Below are 22,310 nucleotides of genomic sequence, written 5' to 3' on the forward strand. Positions count from 1 at the left end.
AACAAAATACCGCCCCCGCAAGTTGAGTTCCGAGCGCAGCGAGGAAACGAGACTTGGCGGATTCTTTCCAATACAAAACGAAAATACAAAATCGTTGGCTTTTAATTGTTCTTTTCAGCTCCTGCTAAGACTGCTGGTCTGCAACTGTCTTTTATCGGCATCTGTTCCAAACAGGCCTGCAAGTCTGCAACTGTTTTTTATTTTGCTGCGTACAATCAGGTTTGTGCTGTCGGGTCAGGTTTACATTGCCGCCGCTACCTTCATGTTTGTGTTTCCGCTTGGATGGAGGTTTCTGTTTCCGCCTGCAATCCAAGTTTGCATCGCAGTTGCCGCTGCCGGCAGCCGCAGCAGCTGCCCGCCTGCGCGCGAGCCGCTCCTCTTTTATTTTGATTCTCAAATTATGCCACAGTTTTATTTTGATTTTCAAATTGCATCACAGTTTTATTTTATCAAAATAAAATGCAGAACAAATTTTAATAAAAATAATTCAAAAAAAGAAATAAAATATGATACAAAATTAAAAATGAATAAAGAAAACGAATTAAGAAAAATGAATAAAGAAAAATGAATAAAGAAAAATGAATAAAGAAAATGAAAAAAGAATTGTCGGAATGATTATTTCATTCCGGTTTTGCTTAAATCCATAATTTCGTACGGAATGCTTTCGTTCTCAAGGCGTCCCATCAAATAAGACACTTCATCTTCGACAATGACGATGACGGAAGACAAACCATGATATGCTGCCTGAATCACAGACTCGGACGCGCCGAACATCACATCCGGCGTAATGCCGATTCTCTTAAGCGCCATCAGAGCTTCCGTGCCGACCGCGCCGATATAAGGCTTGGATTCGACAATCGGTTTCAAGCGCTCCAAATTCACAAAAGAAGAGCCGCCGCGCTTAATTCTCGGAACTTTGCAGATCGTAATCGCTTCAGCTTCGACATGCATGTAACCCTTCAAATCCGTGACACCGATGTCAAAACCTTTTTCGCCGCTCATGATCGAAGTGCCGTAAATGCCGGTATCTCGAGTGCGGTTGGCGTACAATAATCCCTTGCGCATTTCAATATAGACCTTTTCGTCTTTTTGAATCGCTTCATCACAAATGGCAGTCCATGTCGAAACATGGCTGATAATATCCTCCATCACCAACTGAGAATAACGCTTCAATTCCGACGCATTATCCAAAACCCATTCGACGCCGTCTTTGGTAATTTTATACCGGACACGACCGTCCGAATGAATCAATCCTTCCGCCGTCAATTCTTTAATATATTCTGAAACGGCCTGGGGCGTAATTCCGATTTTGTTTGCAATTTCTTTTTGACGAACATTCGGCTGGTGAGCGGCAATTTCCGTCAGCACTTGGAATTTGGTCATCTCGCTTTTGCTTTGAAGGATTTTTGCATTCAAGTTTATATCTCCTCATCTTTTTCGGCTAATTTAAGACGCTGTCCCATAACAGAAAGTCTGTCGGAACGGCGGGCAATGGCGCAGATGTGGCTGGTATTCATATTTAATTCGCGAGTGAGTTTGCTCATGGAGTTGTTGCCTTCGGCAACCATTTTCTCAAGACTTTCAATCGTGTCCTTCACTTCTTCATAAGGCTTGAAGGCCAGCATGATAATGTCGCTTAAATCTTCAAATGAACTTTGGAAATTCACCTGAACATTTGAATAAGACGTGTGATATTCCTTGACCGGTGATTTTCCGGGCTCGGGGACTCTCCATTTGCTTTCCAAAAGACCTGCTTTTTTGAGGTTAATTAAGCTGCTCAAAGATTCAGTTTCAATCGCTTCGTCCAGCTCTTCCTGCGTCATCCAATTTGATAAAAGTAAATCGAAGACTTTTTTGTGCGTCCTTGAACCGAAAGTTCTCAAAAGAGGAACCAGGTATGAAGGATCATTAATAATTCGCGTTCTTTCTCCCATTTCAAAGCCTCAAATTTTGCCAAACAGCAAATAATTGTTTTTAAATTTATTTCGTTTTTGTTATTTCAGGGTTTAACAGATTCATTTCAGCCGATTGCTGAATTTACAGACTGCTGAATTTATGAAATGATCAATTCATTTCAAATGTTCGAATTTATCTGTCTTTATCGCTCGTTTACCCTCTGAATCATAAACGAGAGATTTGTATCCGAACATGGTAAAAGTTATATTCATCTATTGTGTTGATATTGTGTTTGTTTATTAAATCAAATGATTTAAAAAAGACAGGATGACAAATAGGTATGCAAAGTATTTTAAACTTATTAGAAATACGCCGATTTAGTCAAAATAAATTGTGCATCTTTTGTTGAGCCGTCGTTAATTGCTCAACTCATTATGAAAATTCAAAACGTGTTTAATCAAGTTTCGTTCATTGACAATCATGTTAAATTTATTATTTCCGTTATGCGGCATTGATTTCGATATTATTCAGGTTCCATGATTTGATGTTATTCAGGTTCTATGATTTGATGTTATTCAGGTTCTATGATTTGATGTTATTCAGGTTCTATGATTTGATGTTATTCAGGTTCCATGATTTGATGTTATTCAGGTTCTATGATTTGATGTATTCGGTTAATGACTTTGATGTAACGGCTTTGGTATAATTTTGGTGTATTTATGCAGGAACATTCGGATTTATCAGTGGAAATTTATGATTTGTTAAAAGACGGCCGTCAGCTTTCGATCAGTGGCATCACGCGTGAATTGAAAAGCCGTAATTTCAATGAACATCGTCTTATCGTGACGGGTTACCTTCGCGCGCTTAAAGATATGGATTGTTTAAATGAATTTGATTTGTCGCCGTCAAAAATTTACACGCTGAAAACGGACGGAAAAGGCGCAAACGCTTTTTCAATTTCAAAATCCAAAACATCCGGCTTTGCCGCCGATTCAGAAACTTGTTCCTGCACTTCCGATGTTTACGGTTTGGTCGGGGACAAGCTTTCTAAAATGACTTCTCCCGCGACGAAAATCGAAACCGCTGTTTACATTTTCATGACGCTTTTTGACCGCCCGTGTTTTGAATCCGAATTAAACGCGGCCGGAGTCGATTCCAACCAGCTTTCCAAATATTTCGCAGCTTCAGGTGATTCGGGCGATTCTCATCTTGTTTTCAAATCCAAAGATTTCAAAAAATATTATGATGAATTGCCGCAGATTCCGAAAAATTCGCCGGCTTACGAAATTCATACGGATAAATTGGATTCCGATTTCCTGATGCGCGCCGTCAATATTTTAAGCGCGCTTTTAAAAGACGAAATTGACGTTTCGGAATTGGTTTCAAAAACCGCGAATACAAGTTTGCTGGATTTCTGATTCCGGTTTTTCATTTTAATTTTATTTCAATTCCGTTTATTCATTCCAATTTCATTTTATTCATTTTCATTTTATTCATTTTCATTTTATTCATTTTCATTTTATTCATTTTCATTTTATTCATTTTCATTTCGATTTCATTTACTTTCTTTTACTTTCATTTTTATTTGTTTTTTAAAATTTAATTAGGTTTTAATTCAAGTTTTAATTATTGATTACAGAGGTTAATATGTATCCGATTGAACAAATCCTGAACGAAGCAGATCAAAAAACAAAGGCAAAATGGGCGCTGGATTGTGCCGAACACGTTTTATTCTATTTTAACAATGAATTCCCCGACGACTCTCGCCCGAGTAACGCGATTGCCGCCGGCCGTTCTTGGTTGAACGATGAAATCAAAGTGCTTGACGCCAGAAACGCTTCCGTTGCGGCGCACAATGCGGCGCGCGACGTTGTTGAAACGGATTTCAGTTCGAAAACTTTAGACCCGCTTTCGGAAGGCGAAGGTTTGCAGGCTGCGGCTTGCGCTGCCGCTCGCTCTGCCGGCCAAGCTGTTGCCGTTGCGCACGCGGCGGGACACGCGCAGCACGCCGCCGATTATGCGATCAAAGCGGTTTCTTACGGCGAAGGAACGGACGAAGCGGTTCGAAAAGAGCGCGAATGGCAGTATAATCGGTTATTGGAAATTACGGGAAAATCGTAATTTCTTTTTGTTTCTTTTTTAAAATCAAGTTCGTTTTTCTTTAATTTTTTTAAATTCGTGCGTTGTTTTTTTGAATCTTTTTTAAAATTCGTACGTTGCTTTTTTTGATTTTTTTTAAATTTGTGCGGGTCGCACGCGGCGGGTGCTGCCGGCAGCGGCAATGCAAACCTGATTGCACGCGGAAACAGAAACCTGACTCCAAGCGGAAACGCAAACATGAAGGTAGCAGCGGCACGTTCGCGAATGCGAACGGATTTATTAAAAAAGAGCGGATGCAAGCGGAAAGATTGGGTCGCTGCTTCGCACCGCCCAAAAAATGCAAACCTGATCGGCGGCAGCAACACTAAAAGACAGTTGCAGACTGTTCCGCTTTGCAGGACAGGCAGTAATTTAAAGACAGTTGCAGACTGTTCCGCTTTGCAGGAATCGCAGCAGTAAAATACAGTTGCAGACTGTTCCGCTTTGCAGAAGTCGAAACACAAATTAAAAATCAGATTGTTTTTAATTTTTTTGTTTCGTATGGGAAGAATCCGCCAAGTCTCGTTTCCTCGCTTCGCTCGGAAACTCAACTTGCGGGGGCGGCTTTTGGATTTTTAATTTAAAATTATTTGATTGAAACATCGTCTCTTATCATTTTTCAAAAAAGGGAACGCTTTCTTTTCAATAAAACTAAAACATTTAAAATTAGGGTTTTAATGAGCGTTCAGGTTCAACGATTTTTGAAAATCGGATGTTTTGGTTTATCCAAAAATAAATGAAAAAACGCGGTTGGTTTGAAAAAGTAAAATAAAAAACGCGGTTTTGGTTTGAAAAATAAAATGAAAATCGGAGCAGCTCGCGCGCGCCGCCGCCCCTTTTATTCTAAATTCTAATTCTTTTACTGCTCGATATAAATCGCCGGTCTTCCCGGCTCCGCAAATCTCGATTTTTTATCGGGATCATACGCCTCGCCCGCATCAATTTCTTCGGCGCTGAAGATTTCAACAGGACAGCCGAATTCTTTTTCAAAGAACGGCTTGGCTTCTTCCAAAATCGCTTTTTCGTCCAAATTTGCGTCCAAATATCTCAAAACGACGTCAATCGAAGATCCTCTGATGTCATTCGCGACTTTTTGAATGTACTTCTGAGCTTCCTTGCCGCGCGAGCGGATGATCGGTTCTTCCATACTCTTTTGCATCAACTCTTTCATGCCGACGACGCTTTGCGCTTTGACCGCTTCAACAAAATCGCCGACACGCTCTTTGACATCTTCATGAACATATTTCTGCATCGTTTTCGCGCTTTCGACGACGATTTCTTTGTCATCCCTGATCTGCTCGGTGATTTCTTCCGCCGGTACATACTCTTCCGATGCCTGAACAATTTCAGCCGCCTTTCTTAAAATCATCACGCGCCACTCGTGCGTCGTGTAAAGGTAAACTTTCTTCGGCGTGATTTTCGCGACGCGGACAATCTCATCGACATCTTCAAGCGTCTTGATAATGATATTTTCGGCAACTTCCGCCGACTCATCCACCATTTCCGGATTCACAGTCGGATACGGCGCAAACGCAATGGATTCGCTGTGCCCGAGTTCGCTCCAAACCTCTTCACAAATGTGCGGCGTAAACGGCGCCATCAATTTGGTCCAGGTTTCAACGACCTCCGTCAAACACTGTCTGCCGCCGCGTTTATCATACCATTTGATATCATTGTAAATCAGGAAAAACGCATTCTGAATCGCGTGTCTCGTGTGAATTGATTCGAAAGCCTCGTTGACTTCACGGATGTATTGCTGGATACGGCTTTCAATCCATCTGTCGATGTGTGTTTTTTCCGCGCCGTCGGGAATTGCGCAGCCGCTTTCAACGACTTGCCGGACAAACGCATAGAATCGGCTGATCTGCGTACGCGCGGACTCGATTCCTTCGCGGCGCCAATCGGCATCCTGCGCCTGTTCGGCGGCTGAAAGGATGTACATGCGCGTCACGTCGGCGCCGTACGTGTCCACCGCTTCCTTTAAAGTCAAAATCGGGCCTTTGGATTTGCTCATTTTCTGTCCTTCAAGAGAGACGAAGCCGTTGACTGCCAATGCTTTGGGCCATTTGGATTCGTCAAAAAGCGCGACGTGATGGAACAAGAAGAAAAGCAGGTGGTTCGGCACCAAGTCTTTTCCGGAAGAGCGGATGTCAACGGGGTACCAGTAGTTGAATTCGGATTTCATCTTGTCAATCATGGCAGTGTCGAGACCGCTTGAAGCGGCGGCATCTTCGACGGTTCCGATGTCCAAAAAGAGGTAATCCAAAAACGGACGCGTCATCATTTCAGACGTGATCGTTCCGTCGTTGATGTAATTGGCAATCGTATAATAAGACATGTAGATGGTGGAGTCGCCGAGCGATTCAATCAGCCAGCGTGGGTCGCACGGCAGTTTCGTTCCGAGACCTTTGGTTCTTGCGCAGGCCTTGTCTTTGAGCCAGTCGATTTTGTTTTCAAATTCGACGCGGAATTCCGGCGGAATCACCTCCATCATGGAGAGGCATTTGTAAACTTTATCTTTCCATTCGGAATTGGAATAGTTGAGGAACCATTGTCCTTTGACCATGTTGACGACGCACATCGTTCCGCAGCGGCACTGAACGGGCTCGCTGAATTCATAGAAAATACTTCCGATGCCTTGTGAAATGAAATCCTGAGTGAGACGGTCTTTGATTTTGGAAACCGGCATGCCTTTGTATTTGCCGGTGATGTCTTTGAGCGTTCCGCCGTGGAATTCGCGGCGATAAACGATTTTGGTCGCTTCTTCGGCTTTCGGATCTTTTTGATCGACGACGCCAAGCTCTGCAACGACTTCGGCGGCGGGTGCGCTTCCGTAATCGGGGACGTCGATGACTTGAATCGGCTTGATGTTTTGAATGTCTTCGGCGCTGATTCCGTATTCGGTCAGGTCTTTGTTTGCCAAATCACGCAGTGCCAGCCAGTCAAAAGGCGCGTGCGCAGGAACGCTCATGACAACGCCGCTTCCGTTGTTTCCGCGAACGAACGGCGCGGGAAGGATTTGGATGATATTGTCGGTTGCGGGGTTTTTGAGTTTTAAGCCGATGAGGTCGTTTGAATTCAATTCTTCGACCAATTCGACATTCCAGTCGGTGTAAAGCAATTTTTCGTGGGCCTCTTTACTGACGACCCAATATTCTTCAAGCCCGTCTTTTTCCATTTTGAGTTTGACGTAATCGACTTCGGGGTTGAGCCAAAGGTTCGTGACGCCGTAAACCGTTTCGGGGCGCAGTGTCGCGCAGGGAAAAATCGTGTCTTTGTGTCTGAATTTGATGAGCGTGTATTCGACAAGCGTTGCCTCTTCGCCGCGGAGAATGTCGTGATCTTCAACGGGATTGTTGTCGTGGGGACACCATTTGACGGGGTGGGAGCCTTTGACGATCAAGCCTTTGTCGTAAAGATTTTCGTACTGCCATTCGATGAATTTTTGAAACGCGGGATCCATTGTCGTGAATTTGCGGCGCCAGTCGATGGAGTAGCCGATGATGTTCATTGCGTTTTCGGCTTCGACTTTGAAATAATCTACGATTTTTTCGGGCTCGTCCAGTGTCGGAAGAATGTCTTTGGGGATACCGTGCAGTTCTGTGTAGACCTTCATTGTGGTCGGGTCTTTTTCGCGGATCAAATCGGCGAGACCGACAATCGGGGTTCCCGTGACGTGAAAGCCCATCGGGTATAAGACATTGCAGCCTTGCATGCGCTTGTAGCGGGCGATAACGTCTCCGATCGTAAAGGTTCGTGTATGGCCGGCGTGGAGGTTTCCGTTTAAGTACGGGAACGGGATGGTGATGAAGTATTTTTCCTTGCCCTGTTCGGGGTCGGCTTCAAACGTTTTTTCCTCTCTCCATTTCTGCTGCCACTTGGATTCGGTCTCTTGTATGTTATAATCCTCTTGCATCTGTTTCACCGAAAGCTTCGATTATTTCCCTAATTTTTATTTTCCGTTGATTTTTACTCAAAAACGGCTTTTCTCAATGCTTCCAAATTCGCTTCAACCGTGACGGGTTCTGCACAGACGCTGATGACTTCTTCGGGGTCTTTGAGAAGGTGGCCGGTCGTGACGCAAACGACGGTTTCGTCTTTTGAAATGAGTCCGGCGTCAACGAGTTTCTTTAAGCCGGCGACGGACGTTGCGCTTGCGGGCTCCACGCCGATTCCTTCCAGCTGCGCCAAATCTTTCTGTGCTTGAACGAGTTCGTCATCGGTGACGGATTCGGCCATGCCGCCGGATTCTTTGATGGCGATGAGTGCTTTTCTGGCGTTGACGGGGTCGCCGATTCGAATCGCGGTTGCAATGGTTTCGGGATTCTTTTCGGGCGTGATGTTGTCAGCGCCTGCTTTGTAGGCTTTGACGATCGGACATGCGCCTTCAGTTTGGATGCCTGTCATTTTCGGGCGTTTGTCTGTGATTCCGAGGGTCACGAATTCTTTGAAGCCTTTGTTGATTGCGGTGATGTTGCCGGCGTTTCCGACGGGGAGCACGACGCGGTCGGGGACCTTGAATCCGAGCTGGTCAACGATTTCAAACGCGATTGTTTTCTGTCCTTCCAAACGGTAGGGGTTGACGGAGTTGAGGAGGTAAATCGGCTCCTGTTCGCAGAGTTCGCGGACAAGGGCGAGCGCGTCATCGAAGTTTCCTTTAATCATAATGACTTTTGCGCCGTGCATGAGGGCTTGTCCGATTTTGCCGAGCGCGACTTTGCCTGCGGGGAGCAAAACGACGGACGGGATGCCGGCTTTGGCGCCGTAAATAGCAAGGGCTGCGGATGTGTTTCCGGTGGATGCGCAGGCGACTGTTTTCATGCCAAGTTCGATTGCTTTTGAAACGCCGACGGTCATGCCGCGGTCTTTAAAGGAGCCGGTCGGGTTCATGCCTTCGTGTTTGACGTAGAGTTCTTTGACGCCGATTTTTTCGGCGAGGCGGTCGCATTTGTAAAGCGGGGTTCCGCCTTCGCGAATGCTGACAGGTTCGATTGCGACCGGGAGCAAGTCTTTGTATTTCCAAACGGACGGCGGCGCGGTTTTCAATTTGTCCATGTCCATGTTCTTTTTGATTTCATCGTAATCGTAAATGACATCCAAAAGTCCGTCGCATTTTCGGCAGGTGTAGATGATTTCGGTTTTATCAAAATCTGCGCCGCATTCGATACATTTCAGGTAATAATCCATTGCTTTATGCTCCTGTTAAGAATTTTAAAATTTGAATTTAAATAGAAAATGAATATTGATTTTATTTATTATCTTATCGATTGATTAGGGTTTTCAGAATCCTTTAATTCATTATTAATGTTTGTGTTACAGTAATCAGATTCTTTTAATTTTTTCTTAATGCATTGTCTAAATCCTTTGGGCTTTTACCCAATTTTTTAAGTTCATCTTTTATAATTAAATATTCAATATTATTTTTTTCTAATATTTTTATAATCTCTTTTCGTTTTGGTTTTTCATAAAAACTAAATACGGTTTGTATGTCAATATCATCATCTTTCATGATTGCATTTTTTATAAATATCTTCTCAATTTCTGCAATTACGTCCGTATTTTCTAATTTTGCTTTACATTCAACAACACTTTTTTCCTCTTTGTTTTTCAAAAACACATCGAATTCTCTATTATCTATTTTTTTTCTCCAATCTATGGATGTAGCTCTTTTCTGTAAGTAATCTTTTAAAAACAAAAATGTATCTTCTTTGTGTTTTTCATTTGTTCCAATAAAATAGCTATTATACTCATTTTCAAAATCAGAAAAATCAAGTTTTAAATGTGAATAGTTTGTAGAAATAGAATAATATGTAAGTAGCTCCGTTAAAAAACCTCTTGCATCATCCAATTTCGTTTCCAACAATTTATTTCTTTTTAGTAAATTCTCATAATTGTATGATATTTCTTCATAATGGTCTTCAAATTCTTTTCTATTTTCATGGGTTGGTGTTCGTTTTTTAAATATTATATTAAATAATTCATATTTTGGAACTACAAGTTCTTTTAATTCAACGAGATCTCTATTTATGAGTTCATCAATTATTGTTTCTGCAAACATATGTTCTGATCCACCCAAGCCGGAATAATCTGTACAAGAATCAAAAAATAATAACCATCCTGAATAATCAGCGAGTATACTTCTTGATTCGATTAATATTCCGTATGTGTAATCATTTCCTTCTGTTTTTTCATTTGGGTGGATGAATTTACGAATTATGGTTTTATCGCTGTTTTTATTCCTTTTTCGAAATTCTACTGACCCAATTAATAATTGGCAGAATGTCTTTATTCCGTTAAATACGTCTGATCTTGATGATCCTAATAAGTCAACTTTATACCATAACAACATTTGGTCTATTTTTTCATTCATTTTAAATTTTGGATCTGAAAATGAGTTACTTTGGACTCTTTTGAGAATGCTATAATATTTTTGATCCTTTTTTTTCATTTTAAAGAATGAATCAAAAATATCATTTTTTTGATTAAATATTATATCTGATATCTTATTGGAAAAGTTGTTTATGGTTATCCCGGGCTTCTCAATCAAATTTAAGTCTTCATCATATTGTTTTGCCCATAAAGTTGCATTATGAATCTCTTCTATGCATGTGTTTTTATAATCATCACCAAGCAATACTTTCCATAGGTATTGAAGTGAAAATTTATATCCATCTAATAAAAATAAAGAATTGTTTTTGTAATTATTTCTGTTTAATATGACGACATAATAGCCGAATGGTTCCATTCTTTCACAATTTGTTAAATCTAAATAAGCAATGTGTATTGAGGTTCTAGTAAGAGCATCGGCCTTTGTAGAATTTTTATTTGTCGTTTCAATATATTCATCGTATATTATTTCAAATGGCTCCATCACGACCTTTTTGAAATTTTTAAATCTTTTTTCGAAATCTCTGATATTTTCAGCTTTTTCAATTTTTTCCAATTCTGAATTGATTTTTTGGACAACTTTTCTTTTTTCACAAGTTGTTGGGATCTTTTCTATATTTATCCCTTCAGAACACGCTCTATCAAATAAAAAATCTGTTTCAATGTCAAGAGAATATTCTAATAAAATTTTGTCAATGAATATTCGAATTAAAGTCTCAATTGAATACTTATATCCCTCAAATAGGTTTTTTTCAAACTCGCATTCTGTAATTCCATATTCTGCGGTTAACCAATCTTTAAAAGCATTTATGTCTCCTAATATCTTTAAGTTATTTAATGTACCAAATATAGAATCTAAATCCGTATCCTTTTCTATCATTAATTTCAATCCTGTCATTTATTTTATCATTATATGGTCCTATCTTTTTATTATTTTCTTTTTTACTAATCTTTTTATAGTTGTATATATTTATACATTATTGCATCAATTAAAACAAAACTGTTTGAATGCAGCCAATTCAATCATTCAACTCAAAAAGTGACCAAATATGAAATTTACAGAACACCGTTGGCGTTTTTAATCTCCTTTCAAAAACATCGCTTCTTTGCGACATGTCCGTTTTACAAATAAAATCAAAAAGAAACATCAAACTTTTAAAAATTCAAATTAAAAATTAATTGAAAAAACAATCAGGAGATTACGATTATGAGCGATCATTACAGAATTTATTTAGAAGAAGATCAGATTCCGACCAAATGGTATAATGTCCGCGCCGACATGCCGGAACAACATGATCCGCTGCTGAGCCCGGCAACGGGTGAACCGGTGACGGTCGAAGATTTGAAACCCGTTTTCTGCGAAGAACTCGCGAAGCAAGAGCTTGACACGACGACGCGTCACTTTGACATTCCAAAACCCGTTCAGGAATTTTACAAAATATTCCGACCGTCGCCGCTGATTCGCGCTTACAATTTGGAAAAAGCGCTTCAGACGCCCGCGAAAATCTATTACAAATTTGAAGGCAACAACACCTCCGGAAGCCATAAATTAAATTCCGCCGCGGCTCAGGTTCATTACGCGAAAGAACAAGGTTTGACGAGTTTAACGACCGAAACCGGCGCCGGCCAGTGGGGAACTGCCCTTTCAATGGCGGCTGCTTTCTTTGAAATGGATTTAACGGTTTACATGGTTCGCGGAAGCGCTGAACAAAAGCCGTATCGTAAAGCAGTCATCGAAACGTTCGGCGCCGATATTATTCCGAGTCCGAGCGAAACGACCGAAGTCGGCCGCGCTATTCTGAAAGAACATCCGAATACAAGCGGAAGTCTCGGGTGCGCCATTTCCGAAGCCGTTGAGCAGGCGGTCAGCACGCCGAATTGCCGTTACGTTCTCGGTTCCGTTTTGAATCAAGTGCTTTTGCATCAAAGCATCATCGGTTTAGAATCAAAAGCAGCCATGGATTCCATTGACGAATATCCCGACATTGTTATCGGCTGCGCCGGCGGCGGTTCCAATCTCGGCGGCTTGATTTCCGCTTACATGCAGGACACATTAAAAGGAAGCAGCGACACCCGCTTTGTCGCCGTCGAGCCGGCATCGTGCCCGAGCCTGACGCGCGGCAGATATGAATACGACTTCTGCGACACCGGAAAAATTACGCCGCTTGCGCGCATGTACACGCTCGGCAGCCAATTTATGCCGTCGGCCGATCACGCAGGCGGACTGCGCTACCACGGCATGTCACCGATTTTATCCAAATTGTATGACGACGGTTACGTTGAAGCGGTTTCCGTGCATCAAACGAAAGTCTTTGAAGCCGCGGTATTGTTTGCCAAACAGGAAACGATTTTGCCCGCGCCCGAGTCGGCACACGCGATTCGAACGGCAATCGATGAAGCGCTCAAATGTAAGAAAACGGGCGAAGAAAAGACGATCTTGTTCGGTTTGACCGGCACGGGTTACTTTGACATGCAGGCTTATTCAAGCTATTTGGCCGGCGAAATGACGGATTATATTCCAAGCGACGCGGAACTTGAAGCCGGTTTTGCGCAGCTGCCGAATGTTGAAGCGATTCGTTCTTCAAAGTGAAATATTTCAAAAATACTCTGTAAGCTGCTTTTTTGCAGCTTTTTTAACTTTTTTTTGAATATTTTTTACAATTTTCGACTTTTTTGCAACAATTTATGATTATTTTTTGCATTTTTCTGCTTTTTTGTAATATTTTTTTGATTTTATTTTTGATTTTATTTTAATTTTCTTATTTCTGTTCTCGTTTTTTCAATTTATTCTTTGATTTTTTTCAATCTATTGTTTTATTCGCTCTCAATTTTATTCGGTTTTATCCGGCAAAACACTTAAATACTTGACATCACTCTTTTTGATTCCTTCAAATCGCTCAGATTTGCGGGGTAAAATTCACTAAGAAGAGTTTTGACGAGAACTTTTATATACCTCAAAGCTCTTGTGAGAATCTCTTGCGCGGCGCGATTGAAACGCCTTGTAAGAACAATTTTACATTCATCAATTAATGAAGTCCGGAGTTTTTTCCGGTACTGATATGTGACCTGATGTTTCGGTAAACTTCGGCGGTGGTTTTCAAATCAATTCTCACTTGTGAGAAATTGACTCAATTTGCAAAGCAAATTGAACAAAAATTTGTAAATCATCGTTACGAGATTTACAGGAATATCAAACTGTGTATTGTAAGGAAGCAACTCTAAAATCTAAGAACTAAGTGTGAAATCGCTTTATTCGTGGTTGAGAAGTTTTTTCCGACAATTTCTGTTTAAGCAGTGTTTGCAGTATTTCCAAAACCAGCTATTAAAAGCAACATCTAAGTGTGTACAGGATTACATTTTCAGAAGCGTTCACGTCTTTTGCGATGTTTTATCTTAATATAATTCCGGTTGATCCTGCCGGAGGTTACTGCTATCGGTGTTTGACTAAGCCATGCGAGTCAAATGTTCTTCGTGAACATGGCGTAATGCTCAGTAACACGTGGATAACCTGCCCTCAGGTCCGGCATAACCTCGGGAAACTGAGGATAATTCCGGATATCCCTTTTCTGCCGGAATGCTTAAAGGGACAAAGAATTTCGCCTGAGGATGGGTCTGCGGCCTATCAGGTTGTAGGGGGTGTAACGTACCCTCTAGCCTACAACGGGTACGGGTTGTGAGAGCAAGAGCCCGGAGATGGATTCTGAGACATGAATCCAGGCCCTACGGGGCGCAGCAGGCGCGAAAACTTTACAATGCAGGAAACTGTGATAAGGAGACACCGAGTGCTCGCATCAAATGCGGGCTGTCCACATACCTAAATCGTATGTGTTAGCAAGGGCCGGGCAAGACCGGTGCCAGCCGCCGCGGTAATACCGGTGGCCCGAGTGGTAGCCGCTTTTATTGGGTCTAAAGGGTCCGTAGCCTGTTTGATCAGTCCATTGGGAAATCCGGATGCTCAACATCCGGGCTTCCAGTGGATACTGTCAAACTTGGGATCGGGGGAGGTAAGAGGTACTACAGGGGTAGGAGTGAAATCTTGTAATCCCTGTGGGACCACCTGTGGCGAAGGCGTCTTACCAAAACGAGTCCGACGGTGAGGGACGAAAGCTGGGGGCACGAACCGGATTAGATACCCGGGTAGTCCCAGCCGTAAACGATGCTCGCTAGGTGTCAGGCATGGCGTGACTGTGTCTGGTGCCGAAGGGAAGCCGTGAAGCGAGCCACCTGGGAAGTACGGCCGCAAGGCTGAAACTTAAAGGAATTGGCGGGGGAGCACAACAACGGGTGGAGCCTGCGGTTTAATTGGACTCAACGCCGGAAAACTCACCAGGGGAGACAGCAATATGTAGGTCAAGCTGAAGACTTTACCTGAATCGCTGAGAGGAGGTGCATGGTCGTCGCCAGTTCGTACTGTGAAGCATCCTGTTAAGTCAGGCAACGAGCGAGACCCGTGCCCACAGTTACCAGCGACATCTCCGGATGGCCGGGTACTCTGTGGGGACCGCCGGTGTTAAATCGGAGGAAGGTGCGGGCTACGGTAGATCAGTATGCCCCGAATCTCTTGGGCTACACGCGGGCTACAATGGACGGGACAATGGGTAACTACCCCGAAAGGGGATGTTAATCTCATAAACCCGTTCGAAGTTCGGATCGAGGATTGAAACCCATCCTCGTGAAGCTGGAATCCGTAGTAATCGCGTTTCAACATAGCGCGGTGAATACGTCCCTGCTCCTTGCACACACCGCCCGTCAAACCACCCGAGTGGGGTATGGGTGAGGGTATGGACATCGTGCCGTATTCAAACCTGAATTCCGCAAGGGGGGTTAAGTCGTAACAAGGTAGCCGTAGGGGAATCTGCGGCTGGATCACCTCCTAAGAATAAAACACCGCCGAATGCCGAAAAAACATCAGGTCACAAACATAAACCAAAAAAAGACTTCAATCTGAAATTTTAAGTTTGAAAAATTCAAAAAAATTCAAATCCGAAAAATCAGATCCAATCCAAAAGTCGATCGGGCAAGACCCAAATACAAACCGGGCTGCGCCCGAATTTGCGTCATCGGGCTTGTAGATCAGCTGGAAGATCGCCGCCTTTGCAAGGCGGAGGCCTGGGGTTCAAATCCCCACAAGTCCATTTTATTGGTTTAAATTATTGATTTAAAATTCAATAAAACAGTAAAGTTGCCGGGAACGGCAATTTAAAACAAAAACATTTAAACAAAACAATCAGAAACGCTTTTCAAAAAAGCGTTGAGGCGCAATTCCTCATCAAACATTTATAATGCACCCCGTAAACTGTTACGGGGGAAGGACGGATAAATCCGGGTGCCAGCCCGTGTATTTGTGTGATGTCATGTAAAGGTTGAAGAAGACAAACAACAACAAATCAACAAGTTGGACAGATATATCAGACGCTGACTGAAAAATCGGTTAAGCGAATGGTGTTACGCCAACAGGTGGATGGCTCGGCTCAAGAGCTGATGAAGGACGTGCCAAGCTGCGATAAGCTCAGGGTAGACGCAAGGAATCTATGAACCTGAGATCTCCTAATGGGAATCCCGTTGTCCGCGAGGGCAGCGATCATTCATGATCGGGAACGCTCCGAATTGAAACATCTTAGTAGGAGCAGGAAAAGAAATCAATAAGAGATGCCGTTAGTAAAGGCGATTGAAACCGGCAGAGTTCAAACTGAATCCGTTGCAGGAATGCGGCGGAGATGTGGTTTACGGCTGACTTTATTTTCCGATGTCATTTAATCAAACTTGCCTGAAACGGCAGACCAAAGAGTGTGATAGTCACGTCGATGAAAATGAAAGGAAAATCGTCATGTCCTGAGTAGTGTGGGTCGGAAATCTCGCACGAATATGGGGGTCACCAATCTCCAAAACTAAATACTCCTTGAGTCCGATAGCGAATTAGTAGGGTGACCGAACGCTGAAAAGTACCCCGAGAAGGGAGGTAAAAAGTGCCTGAAACCTGTTGGTTATAGAACGATGGGGCGTGAAAGGATCTTTCTTATGAAGGAAAAAGCCGCGAGGCTTGTGTACGAATAAGATTGCCGATGTTCCATCTTAAGTTTTGAAGAACTGGCCAGGGAGTTTATTTTGGTGGCGAAGGCTAACTGTTCACACAGGTAGCCAAAGCGAAAGCAACAGGTGCGCAGCTCTACGAGCGAGGCACGGCGTATACAAGTGCGTGGAGTCACCGGAATAAGACCCGAAGCCGGGCGATCTAGGCGTGGGCAGGTTGAAGCGTGGCGAAAGCTGCGTGGAGGACCGCAAGTGGTATTGATCTGCAAATCATTCACGTGACCCACGTCTCGGAGTGAAATGCTAATCTAGCCCGGCATCCGCTGGTTCCCTCCGAAACATGTCGTAGCATGACCTGACCTGAGGTCGTTGGTGGAGTAGAGCACTGATTGGGGAATCCGGGGAAGAAATTCTTCGCTCTTCTGTCAAACTCCAAACCCACCCACACCGTAGACGGTCGGAGTCCGCACTGCTGGGGTAAGCTTGTAGTGCGTAAGGGAGACAACCCTGCCCGTGGTTAAGGTCCCCAAGTGTCGGCTAAGTGTAAACACTAAAGGGCGTCCCAAGCCCAAAACAGCTGGAAGGTTAGCTTAGAAGCAGCTATCCTTTAAAGAGTTCGTAACAGATCACCAGTCGAGGTTTGGGGCCCCGAAAATTGACGGGGCTCAAGCCGACCACCGATACCACGGAGTACCGTATAGGTAATCTCGTAGGAGGGCGTTGCGTTCGGGCAGAAGCAGGGCTGTGAAGTCCTGTGGACCGTTCGCAAACGAAAATCCTGGTAATAGTAGCAGCATAGTCAAGTGAAAATCTTGACCGCCGAAGGGGCCAGGTTTCCTCGGCAATGATCATCAGCCGAGGGTTAGTCGGTCCTAAGACGTACCGTAATTCGAGTACGCCGAATCAGGGAAACAGGTTAATATTCCTGTACCGTTCGACAATAATCCTGACGCTTCAGGGCAGACCGAGCGGCGTTGTCGCGCCGTTTAAGCGCCGAAGTTCGTGGAGAGCCGTAATGGCGAGAAGCGAATGAATGCGTTATGACGCAAGTCGGTTGCACCCCGGAGCCCGTGAAAAGGGGTCGAAACGTCCGTACCAAGATCTGACACAGGTGCCCCTAGCTGAAAAGGCTAAGGCGTGACGGAGTAATTCAGTTTAGGGAATTCGGCAAATTAGCTCCGTAACTTCGGGAGAAGGAGTGCCTGCTGTGAAGACAGCAGGTCGCAGTGACCAGGGGGCTCCAACTGTCTAATACCAACATAGGAGATCGCAAATCCGTAAGGATGAGTACGATCTCTGAATCCTGCTCAGTGCAGGTACCTCAAACCCCGGTTCAACGGGACGAAGGGCCTGTAAACAGCGGGGGTAACTATGACCCTCTTAAGGTAGCGTAGTACCTTGTCGCTTAATTGGCGACTTGCATGAATGGATCAATGAGAGCCCTACTGTCCCAAACTGGAATCCGGTGAAGCTTACATTCTAGTGCACAGTCTAGAGACCTCTAGGGGGAAGTGAAGACCCCATAGAGCTTTACTGCAGCCTGTCGTTGAGTTGTGATTTCGAATGTACAGTGTAGGTAGGAGACGTCGAAGCGGGCGCGCCAGCGTTCGTGGAGTCAAAAGTGGGACACTACCCTTTTGGAATTACGATTCTCACTCTCTTCTCGAGAGGACCCCGATAGGTGGGCAGTTTGCCTGGGGCGGGACGCCCTTGAAAAGATATCAAGGGTGCGCAATGGTTGACTCAAGTGGGTCGGAAACTCACTGAAGAGTGCAAGAGCATAAGTCAGCCTGACGTTATTTCGCACAACAAGGAATGACGAGACGAAAGTCGGTTCTAGCGAACTTTTGAGCCCGCTTGGTGCGGGCCAAAAACTACAGAAAAGTTACCTTGGGGATAATTGTGTCGTTGCCGGCAAGAGTACATATCGACCCGGCAGCTTGCTACTTCGATGTCGGTTCTTTCCATCCTGGCCGTGCAGCAGCGGCCAAGGGTGAGGTTGTTCGCCTATTAAAGGAGATCGTGAGCTGGGTTTAGACCGTCGTGAGACAGGTTGGTTACTATCTACTAGAGGTGTTTGATGTCTGAGGGTAAGTTGCTTTTAGTACGAGAGGAACAAAGCAACGGTGCCTCTGGTCTACCTGTTGTCTGACAAGGCACCGCAGGGCAGCTACGCACCAAGGAATAAGAGCTGAATGCATCTAAGCTCGAAATCTCACCTAAATAAGAGACATCGTCAAGGACACTCGTAAAAGACGAGGTTGATCGAAACGGGATGTACGCACCAAGGCAACGAGGTGTTAAGTCCGCGTTCACGAATTGTCCGTGCCGCCGCAAGACCGGTTTTTCAGGCGATATCTGAGTATGTCTGTGATAAAACCAAGTTGTTGAAAATTAAAAGAAAGTTGTTTGTCGTTTAGGAAAAATCAAATTTAAGATTTGTCTTTGATCAGTCTTATGATTTGCATTTCAAATTCAATCGTTACATGGCAAAATGTTTCCGAAATTTTATCGGAAACCGTTAAATATCATATCCGTTATTCAAAGGTTGTTGTCGCGATGCGTCAACGATATTTGAAATTATATCGCGCTTAGAGAAAGTCTTTTGGCGGCCATAGCGGCGGGGCGACTCCTGTACCCATACCGAACACAGAAGATAAGCCCGCCGGCGTTCCCTGTTGTACTGAAGTGTGCGAGCCTTCGGGAAGCTTGGATCGCTGCCATGAGTCTTTCTTTATTATTCTTATTTTGATGTTTTTAAAATGAAGAGCGAACGCTTTTGAGTCTTTTTTGTTTTGTTTTATTTTTGAAAAACCCGTTATCGGTTTGTTTATTTTTTTGATAAATTCGTGTGTCAATTTTGTTTTATTCTTTAAAGTTGGTGCGGCTCGCGCGTGAGCGGGTGCGTTGGGACAAGTTCTGTTAAAGACAGTTGCATACTTGCAGGCTTAGCCCGTCAGGTTGCCGATTTCGGATAAAATGAAACATCGTTTTTTTCTAAAAAAGAACGGAACGCCAATTTTTCAATAAAATCTAATACATTTTTAGGATTTTATCGGGCGTTCGGATTTATTAATTTGAAAAATCTGATGTTTGTTTTTGATTCAAAATAATCAAAAAGTTTACAACCGACCCCGCAAGTTGAGTTTCCGAGCGTAGCGAGGAGACGAGACTTGGCGGATTCTTTCCACGACGAATAAAAAGTTCAAGCACTGTCTGCTTTGGATGTAGCTAAGAAAATCGTGTTTGTAAATTTGTTGACTTATTGTTAGAATCTCCAACTCCTTCTTTCCTCCGCTGCGCTTCGGAAACGCGTCGTTGGAGGGGCGGCTTTTTATCTTTTCATTTAATTTTCAAACAAAATGAAACATCGTTTTTTAAAATCTAAAAAAGAACGGAACGCCCATTTTCAATAAAGTCTAATACATTTTTTAGGATTTTATCGGGCGTTCGGATTTATCAATTTGAAAAATTGGATGTTTGTTTTTGATACAAATAATCAAAAAGTTTACAACCGACCCCGCAAGTTGAGTTTCCGAGCGTAGCGAGGAGACGAGACTTGGCGGATTCTTTCCACGACGAATAAAAAGTTCAAGTTCAGGCTGTCTTGCATACAGCTGAAAAAGTCGGAAATAGTAAATTCGTCGACGTATGGTTAGAATCTCCAACTCCTTCTTTCCTCCGCTTACGCTTCGGAAACGCGTCGTTGGAGGGGCGGTTCTTGAACTTTTAATTTACATTTATTTTTGATTGAAACATCGTCTTTCATCATTTTTCTTCAAAACGGAACGCCAATTTTTCAATAAAATCTAATACATTTTTAGGATTTTATCGGGCGTTCGGGTTTATTCGATAAAACAGATTGGATGTTTGGGTTTTAATCCTATCAATTTTTGCATAATATTTTATTTCTTGATTCCGATATACTGTTATAATCAATAATCAGAGAATAATCAATAATCAGAGAATAATCAATAATCAGAGAATAATCAGATAATCGGAGAATAAAAATGGATACAAATTTAACGATGCTTGAACGATTCACACGTTCCATGCAGCTGAAAGAAGTCGATAAAGTTCCGGTTTGTTCCGTCACGCAAACGGGAACAATGGATTTGATGGAATTAACCGGAACAAGCTGGCCGAAAGCTTTTACAGATCCCGTCGAAATGGCGGCACTTTCCATGGCAGGATATGAAATCGCAGGACTTGAAGGCGTTCGCTTTCCTTTCAGTTCCCCCGACATTCCGCAAGCATTCGGCTGTTCATATTCAAGCGGCACAAACAATTCGCCGCCGTATCAAACCGATTTCCCGTGCAAAAACCCCGAAGACGTCGGCAATGTCGTCATTCCCGATAACCTGTATGAAAGTCCCGGAATGAAAGCGATGATTGAAACGACTGACATTTTAAGAAAACAAATCGACGACAAAGGATACGAATTGCCGCTCATTTGCGGTATTCTCGGTCCCGCTTCCTTTGCTTCCTGCGTTGCCGGCGTCAACAATTATCTGATGTGGTCCGTCAAAGAACAGGATGCGCTTCAGAAATTGATCGATCTCGGAGGCGACGTTTGCGCCGAATACGCCAACGTTCTTTACGATCATGGTGTCGATTCCGTCGTCATCATTGATTCCGAATCCGGTCCCGATTTATTCCCGCCGCCGCTCTTTGAGCCGATGTTTCTTCAAGTTTACAAAAAAATGGCAGCCAAAATGAAAGGATTAAACATTCTTCACATGTGCGGCGATGCAACACTCATTTTAGAGCCGATGGCAAAATCAGGATTCATGGGAATCAGTTTGGAAGAAAAAACAGATATGGGTTATGCGTCACGCGTTATCGGCAATGAAGTTTGTCTGATCGGAAACGTTTCTCCCGCAAATGAATTGCTTTTACAGTCGCCTTCTGCCATCAAAGCCGCGGCAAAAAAATGTATCGAAGACGGAACCCGAATTTTAGCTCCCGGATGCGGAATTGCGCCGTACACGCCGCTTGCAAAATTAAAAGCGTTTGTCGAAGCAAGAGACGAATATTATTCAGAAAAGAATTGATATTATTGAATATTATTTGAAAAAATATTATTTAAAAAAATATTATTTTAAAAAATTCATTTGAATAAAATGATGATATTCGGAAAAGAATTGATTTGATTCTTTTCCTTAATCTTTTTGTAATTTTTATTTTTCACAAACCCCGACTTCAACTGTTTTACACGTTTCCGTCGGATATTTGTAATATTCTAAAATCTTGAATAAAAGCATAAACGCATACCAGTTGTCGGTATCGTCAAAACCGCGGCAGCTGCGGACATCCAGCCTGTTATTTTTATAAGTGATTTCGGCATAAATCGAAACGTCTCTCGTTTCGGATTCCAAGATTGTTCCCGTGTAATCTTCTTTCAAAAATGTCCCGGTTCCTTCCATAACATATACGTTAGTGTCTGAATCTGTTTTTATGTTTTCTTCGTTTTCTTTCAGATTGTCTTCTTTTTCATCAGCTTTTGCCGTTTCTTCGGCTTCTTCCGACTTTTCTTTTTTCTTCAAAGTGATTTCTTTAAACATGTAATCTCTTTGTTTGTACCAATCTTTCGGGCGTCCCATGTAATCGATTCTGAAAAAAACATCGTTGACGGCATAAATTTCGCCGGCATCCAGCTTGCCGAAAAATTCGGTAACGGTTTGATGTGACGGGATAATGTATTCGGAACTGGCGATGTAATCTTGTTTTGTATATTCGTTATCATCGATTTCCCAGTCGAGTCTGTTGTAATTTTTCGTCTTTAAATGACCTTGCGGCTCTTTTGCATTGTATTCATTTGAGCCGAATAATTTTCCGAACAATCCCATTTTCTCACC

The 22,310-nt window shown here is 43.1% G+C and carries 12 protein-coding genes, 1 tRNA gene and 3 rRNA genes; 10 read left to right on the forward strand and 6 right to left on the reverse strand.

The window, feature by feature from the left end; genetic code table 11:
• The first annotated feature begins 105 nt into the window (after window positions 1-105).
• Entirely contained in the window at window positions 106-390 is a 285-nt protein-coding gene (locus MmiHf6_RS00895; RefSeq protein ID WP_316557839.1) for a hypothetical protein, read from the forward strand.
• Window positions 391-615: 225 nt separating this feature from the next.
• Here MmiHf6_RS00895 and MmiHf6_RS00900 read toward each other — a convergent pair whose 3' ends face one another.
• Both MmiHf6_RS00900 and MmiHf6_RS00905 read right to left on the reverse strand, forming a co-directional pair.
• Window positions 616-1,383 (reverse strand): DUF7839 domain-containing protein, encoded by a 768-nt coding sequence (locus MmiHf6_RS00900; protein WP_420891334.1) that lies wholly within the window; start codon window positions 1,381-1,383, stop codon window positions 616-618.
• A gap of 35 nt (window positions 1,384-1,418) precedes the next feature.
• The gene (locus MmiHf6_RS00905) at window positions 1,419-1,934 is read right to left on the reverse strand and encodes an ArsR family transcriptional regulator (protein WP_316557841.1); all 516 of its coding nucleotides are present in this window, start codon (window positions 1,932-1,934) and stop codon (window positions 1,419-1,421) included.
• 681 nt (window positions 1,935-2,615) lie between these two features.
• Between MmiHf6_RS00905 and MmiHf6_RS00910 the strand changes: the two genes are divergently transcribed.
• The 3 genes from MmiHf6_RS00910 (at window position 2,616) to MmiHf6_RS00920 (ending at window position 4,455) form a co-directional block, all read left to right on the forward strand.
• On the forward strand, window positions 2,616-3,314 hold the full coding sequence (locus tag MmiHf6_RS00910) for a hypothetical protein (RefSeq protein WP_316557842.1): 699 nt from the start codon (window positions 2,616-2,618) through the stop codon (window positions 3,312-3,314).
• Between the two features lie 211 nt (window positions 3,315-3,525).
• On the forward strand, window positions 3,526-4,017 hold the full coding sequence (locus tag MmiHf6_RS00915; RefSeq protein ID WP_316557843.1) for a putative immunity protein: 492 nt from the start codon (window positions 3,526-3,528) through the stop codon (window positions 4,015-4,017).
• Window positions 4,018-4,137: 120 nt separating this feature from the next.
• Window positions 4,138-4,455, forward strand: a complete 318-nt coding sequence (locus MmiHf6_RS00920) for a hypothetical protein (protein WP_316557844.1) — start codon at window positions 4,138-4,140, stop codon at window positions 4,453-4,455.
• A 439-nt stretch (window positions 4,456-4,894) separates the two neighbouring features.
• Here the strand turns inward: MmiHf6_RS00920 and leuS are convergent, their stop codons facing one another.
• The 3 genes from leuS to MmiHf6_RS00935 all read right to left on the reverse strand — a co-directional run bounded on the left by leuS (window position 4,895) and on the right by MmiHf6_RS00935 (window position 11,302).
• The gene (gene leuS, locus MmiHf6_RS00925; RefSeq protein ID WP_316557845.1) at window positions 4,895-7,951 is read right to left on the reverse strand and encodes a leucine--tRNA ligase; all 3,057 of its coding nucleotides are present in this window, start codon (window positions 7,949-7,951) and stop codon (window positions 4,895-4,897) included.
• Between the two features lie 53 nt (window positions 7,952-8,004).
• Window positions 8,005-9,222, reverse strand: a complete 1,218-nt coding sequence (thrC, locus tag MmiHf6_RS00930) for a threonine synthase (RefSeq protein WP_316557846.1) — start codon at window positions 9,220-9,222, stop codon at window positions 8,005-8,007.
• 145 nt (window positions 9,223-9,367) lie between these two features.
• Window positions 9,368-11,302 carry a hypothetical protein gene (locus MmiHf6_RS00935; protein WP_316557847.1) on the reverse strand — a complete coding sequence of 645 codons (1,935 nt, stop codon included), beginning with the start codon at window positions 11,300-11,302 and terminating at the stop codon, window positions 9,368-9,370.
• A 327-nt stretch (window positions 11,303-11,629) separates the two neighbouring features.
• Here MmiHf6_RS00935 and MmiHf6_RS00940 point away from each other — a divergent pair, with 327 nt between their 5' ends.
• From MmiHf6_RS00940 to mtaA, 6 genes are all read left to right on the forward strand, one after another.
• Complete coding sequence (locus MmiHf6_RS00940) at window positions 11,630-13,012, forward strand: TrpB-like pyridoxal phosphate-dependent enzyme (RefSeq protein ID WP_316557848.1); 1,383 nt, start codon at window positions 11,630-11,632, stop codon at window positions 13,010-13,012.
• A gap of 811 nt (window positions 13,013-13,823) precedes the next feature.
• A 16S ribosomal RNA gene (locus MmiHf6_RS00945) occupies window positions 13,824-15,297 on the forward strand.
• A 187-nt stretch (window positions 15,298-15,484) separates the two neighbouring features.
• A tRNA-Ala gene (locus MmiHf6_RS00950) sits at window positions 15,485-15,557 on the forward strand.
• 301 nt (window positions 15,558-15,858) lie between these two features.
• Window positions 15,859-18,790: ribosomal RNA gene (locus tag MmiHf6_RS00955) — 23S ribosomal RNA — on the forward strand.
• A gap of 266 nt (window positions 18,791-19,056) precedes the next feature.
• Window positions 19,057-19,178, forward strand: a 5S ribosomal RNA gene (rrf, locus tag MmiHf6_RS00960).
• The 16S, 23S and 5S rRNA genes sit together here with 1 tRNA gene alongside, the layout of an rRNA operon.
• Window positions 19,179-20,462: 1,284 nt before the next feature.
• Window positions 20,463-21,506, forward strand: a complete 1,044-nt coding sequence (gene mtaA, locus MmiHf6_RS00965) for a methylcobamide:CoM methyltransferase MtaA (RefSeq protein WP_316557849.1) — start codon at window positions 20,463-20,465, stop codon at window positions 21,504-21,506.
• A gap of 126 nt (window positions 21,507-21,632) precedes the next feature.
• Here mtaA and MmiHf6_RS00970 read toward each other — a convergent pair whose 3' ends face one another.
• A complete protein-coding gene (locus MmiHf6_RS00970) occupies window positions 21,633-22,301 on the reverse strand; it encodes a hypothetical protein (RefSeq protein ID WP_316557850.1) in 669 nt (222 codons plus the stop codon).
• Window positions 22,302-22,310 lie beyond the last annotated feature (9 nt).

This window comes from Methanimicrococcus hongohii (assembly GCF_032594095.1).
Taxonomy (GTDB): domain Archaea; phylum Halobacteriota; class Methanosarcinia; order Methanosarcinales; family Methanosarcinaceae; genus Methanimicrococcus; species Methanimicrococcus hongohii.